This window comes from Pseudomonas tehranensis, from assembly GCF_014268615.1.
Classification (GTDB): domain Bacteria; phylum Pseudomonadota; class Gammaproteobacteria; order Pseudomonadales; family Pseudomonadaceae; genus Aquipseudomonas; species Aquipseudomonas tehranensis.
Window position 1 is genome coordinate 1 of sequence record NZ_JABWQV010000368.1, and the last position, 3,621, is coordinate 3,621.

Genomic DNA, 3,621 nt, shown 5'->3' on the forward strand with positions numbered 1-3,621 from the left:
TCATCGCGAGCAGGCTCGCTCCCACAGAGGATTTGCAGTGCTCACATATTTTGTGTCTGCCCAAGTCCACTTGTGGGAGCGAGCCTGCTCGCGATTGCAATAGGGCAGTCAATACAAAATCAAGCCACCCCCGCATCCGCCTTCAACCCCACCCCCTCCACAGCCCTGATCGCCACCTGCTCATCAATGTCCGAGGTGTCGCCACTGATGCCGATGGAACCCAGCACCCGCCCATCCTCGCCTTTGATCAACACCCCACCCGGTGCCGGCACGACGTTGCCCTGACCCAGGCCGTTCAACGCGGCGAAAAAGGCCGGGCGTTGGTGGGCGTCCTGGGCGAGCAGGCGCGAGCCCTTGCCCAGGGCGATGGCACCCCAGGCCTTGCCGATAGCGATCTGAGGACGAAGCAGGCTGGCGCCGTCTTCGCGTTGCAAGGCAATCAGGTGGCCGCCGCTGTCCAGAACCGCAATGGTCAGCGGTGCAGCGCTGATTTCACGGCCTGCGGCAAGGGCTTGCCCCGTCAGGTTGATGGCGACTTTCAAGGTTAAAGCGCTCATGAGTGCTGTCCTCTTTTGTTGTGGGAAGCGTTCCAGGCAATGCCTTCGGCAAAACCAGACGCAAATAATAGAACACAATAGAACATGTTTTTGTATACAATAATTCCAACAACACGACCAGAGCGACGAAGCACCGCCGTATTTACGGCCTTCCGACGAATGAAACAGGTGCTTGAGGAAAGGGATTGACCTGCGCCGTCCGCCGTGAATACACTCAACGCAAAGCCACTTGTATACAATTACAAAACGTAAGAGGCACAAAACCATGAGCAAAATGAGAGCAATCGAAGCCGCCGTTCTGGTGATGCGCCGTGAAGGCGTGGACACCGCCTTCGGCATCCCGGGTGCCGCGATCAACCCGCTGTACTCTGCCCTGCAAAAGGTGGGTGGCATCGATCATGTCCTCGCTCGCCACGTTGAAGGCGCCTCCCACATGGCCGAGGGCTACACCCGCACCAAGGCCGGCAACATTGGCGTGTGCATCGGCACCTCGGGCCCGGCGGGGACCGACATGGTGACGGGGCTCTACAGCGCTTCGGCCGACTCGATTCCGATCCTGTGCATCACCGGCCAAGCGCCCCGCGCCCGCCTGCACAAGGAAGATTTCCAGGCGGTGGATATCACCAGCATTGTCAAACCGGTGACCAAGTGGGCCACCACCGTCCTGGAACCGGGCCAGGTGCCGTACGCGTTCCAGAAGGCCTTCTTTGAAATGCGTTCCGGCCGGCCGGGCCCGGTGCTGATCGACTTGCCGTTCGACGTGCAGATGGCCGAGATCGAGTTCGACATCGACGCCTACCAACCGCTGCCGCTGGCCAAACCTGCCGCCAATCGCGTGCAGATCGAAAAGGCCCTGGCCATGCTCGATCAGGCTGAACGCCCATTGCTGGTGGCCGGCGGCGGCATCATCAACGCCGATGCCAGCGAGCTGCTGGTGGAATTTGCTGAACTGACCGGTATCCCGGTGATTCCCACACTGATGGGCTGGGGCACGATTCCCGACGATCACCCATTGATGGTCGGCATGGTCGGCCTGCAAACCTCCCACCGTTATGGCAATGCGACACTGCTCAAGTCGGACGTGGTACTGGGCATCGGCAACCGTTGGGCCAACCGCCACACCGGTTCGGTGGATGTCTACACCGAAGGGCGCACCTTCATTCATGTGGACATCGAACCGACCCAGATCGGCCGCGTGTTCACCCCGGACCTGGGCATCGTTTCCGACGCTGCCTCGGCACTGACTGCGTTCATCGAAGTCGCCCGCGAATGGCAAGCCGCCGGCAAACTGAAAAACCGCAGCGCCTGGCTGCAGGACTGCCAGCAACGCAAGGCCAGCCTGCAGCGCAAGACGCACTTCGACAACGTGCCGGTCAAACCCCAGCGTGTGTACGAAGAAATGAACCAGGTCTTCGGCAAGGACACCTGCTACGTCAGCACCATTGGGTTGTCACAGATCGCCGGGGCGCAGTTCCTGCACGTCTACAAACCGCGCCACTGGATCAACTGCGGCCAGGCCGGCCCGTTGGGCTGGACTATCCCGGCGGCGCTCGGGGTGGTCAAGGCCGACCCGAGCCGCAAGGTCGTGGCGTTGTCGGGGGACTACGACTTCCAGTTCATGATCGAAGAGCTGGCGGTCGGCGCGCAGTTCAAGCTGCCGTACATCCACGTGGTGGTGAACAACTCCTACCTGGGGTTGATCCGCCAGGCCCAGCGCGGGTTCGACATGGACTACTGCGTGCAACTGTCCTTCGACAACCTCAACGCGCCGGAACTCAACGGGTATGGCGTGGACCACGTCGCCGTGGCCGAGGGCCTGGGTTGCAAGGCGCTGCGGGTGTTCGAACCGTCCGGCATCCAGCCGGCGCTGCGCAAAGCCCAGGAGTTGATCGAGGAATTCAAGGTGCCGGTGATCGTCGAGATCATCCTGGAACGGGTGACCAACATTTCCATGGGCACCGAGATCAACGCCGTCAACGAATTCGAAGACCTGGCACTGGTGGGCAACGATGCGCCGACCGCAATTTCGTTGCTCGACTGAGTACCTGTGGGAGCGGGCTTGCTCGCGAAGACGGCTTCAAATCCAACAACGATGTTGGCTGACACAGCGCTTTCGCGAGCAAGCCCGCTCCCACAGGGATCTACAAACATTTACCGGAGACCCACCATGCCGCGTTTCGCAGCCAACCTGTCCATGCTGTTCACCGAGCAGGATTTCCTCGCCCGTTTCGAAGCGGCCGCCAAGGCCGGTTTCACGGGTGTCGAATACCTGTTCCCGTACGACTACAGCAGCGCCGAGCTCAAGGCGCTGCTCCAGGCCAATGGCCTGACCCAAGTGTTGTTCAACCTGCCGGCCGGCGACTGGGCCAAGGGCGAGCGCGGTATTGCTTGTCTGCCGGACCGGGTTGAAGAGTTCCGCTCGGGCGTTGACCTGGCAATCGCTTATGCCCAGGTGCTGGGCAACACCCAGGTCAACTGCCTGGCCGGGATTTGTCCGCAGAACTGCGACAAAGCCCTGGTGGAGAAAACCTTTATCGCCAACCTGAAATACGCAGCCGAGAGGCTGCAAGCCAAAGGCATCAAGCTGGTGATGGAAGCCATCAACACCCGCGACATTCCCGGTTTCTACTTGAACAACACCGCCCAAGCCCTATTGCTCCACGAGCAGGTGGGCAGCGCCAACCTGTTCCTGCAATACGACATCTACCACATGCAAATCATGGAAGGCGACCTGGCCCGGACCCTCTCGGCGCACCTGGATCAGATCAACCATGTGCAACTGGCGGACAACCCGGGACGCAACGAGCCGGGAACCGGCGAGATCAACTACCGCTTCCTGTTCGAACACCTGGACCGCATCGGTTACCAAGGCTGGGTCGGCTGCGAATACAAGCCACTGACCAGCACCGAAGCGGGCCTTGGCTGGCTGAAAAGCCATAACGCGGTTTGACCCGATACGGCCTTTGTGGCGAGGGAGCTTGCTCCCGCTCGGCTGCGAAGCAGACGCATGATTTTTTCACCCAACATGGATTTCTGGGGCCGCTTCGCGACCCAGCGGGAGCAA

The 3,621-nt window shown here is 60.8% G+C and carries 3 protein-coding genes; 2 read left to right on the forward strand and 1 reads right to left on the reverse strand.

Going from position 1 to position 3,621, the window contains the following annotated elements:
* Positions 1–119 precede the first annotated feature (119 nt).
* Positions 120–557 carry a GlcG/HbpS family heme-binding protein gene (locus HU811_RS25885; protein WP_092458642.1) on the reverse strand — a complete coding sequence of 146 codons (438 nt, stop codon included), beginning with the start codon at positions 555–557 and terminating at the stop codon, positions 120–122.
* A 265-nt stretch (positions 558–822) separates the two neighbouring features.
* On the opposite strand from HU811_RS25885, the gene gcl reads away from it, so the two are divergent.
* Together gcl and hyi are read left to right on the forward strand one after the other, a co-directional pair.
* A complete protein-coding gene (gene gcl, locus HU811_RS25890) occupies positions 823–2,598 on the forward strand; it encodes a glyoxylate carboligase (RefSeq protein WP_047229606.1) in 1,776 nt (591 codons plus the stop codon).
* Positions 2,599–2,724: 126 nt separating this feature from the next.
* Positions 2,725–3,507 (forward strand): hydroxypyruvate isomerase, encoded by a 783-nt coding sequence (hyi, locus tag HU811_RS25895; RefSeq protein ID WP_186658907.1) that lies wholly within the window; start codon positions 2,725–2,727, stop codon positions 3,505–3,507.
* Positions 3,508–3,621 lie beyond the last annotated feature (114 nt).

Bases quoted from the DNA above. Each gene is read 5' to 3' on its own strand.
- hyi (WP_186658907.1), top strand. From the start codon at position 2,725: ATGCCGCGTTTCGCAGCCAACCTGTCCATGCTGTTCACCGAGCAGGAT.
- HU811_RS25885 (WP_092458642.1), bottom strand. From the start codon at position 557: ATGAGCGCTTTAACCTTGAAAGTCGCCATCAACCTGACGGGGCAAGCC.
- gcl (WP_047229606.1), top strand. From the start codon at position 823: ATGAGCAAAATGAGAGCAATCGAAGCCGCCGTTCTGGTGATGCGCCGT.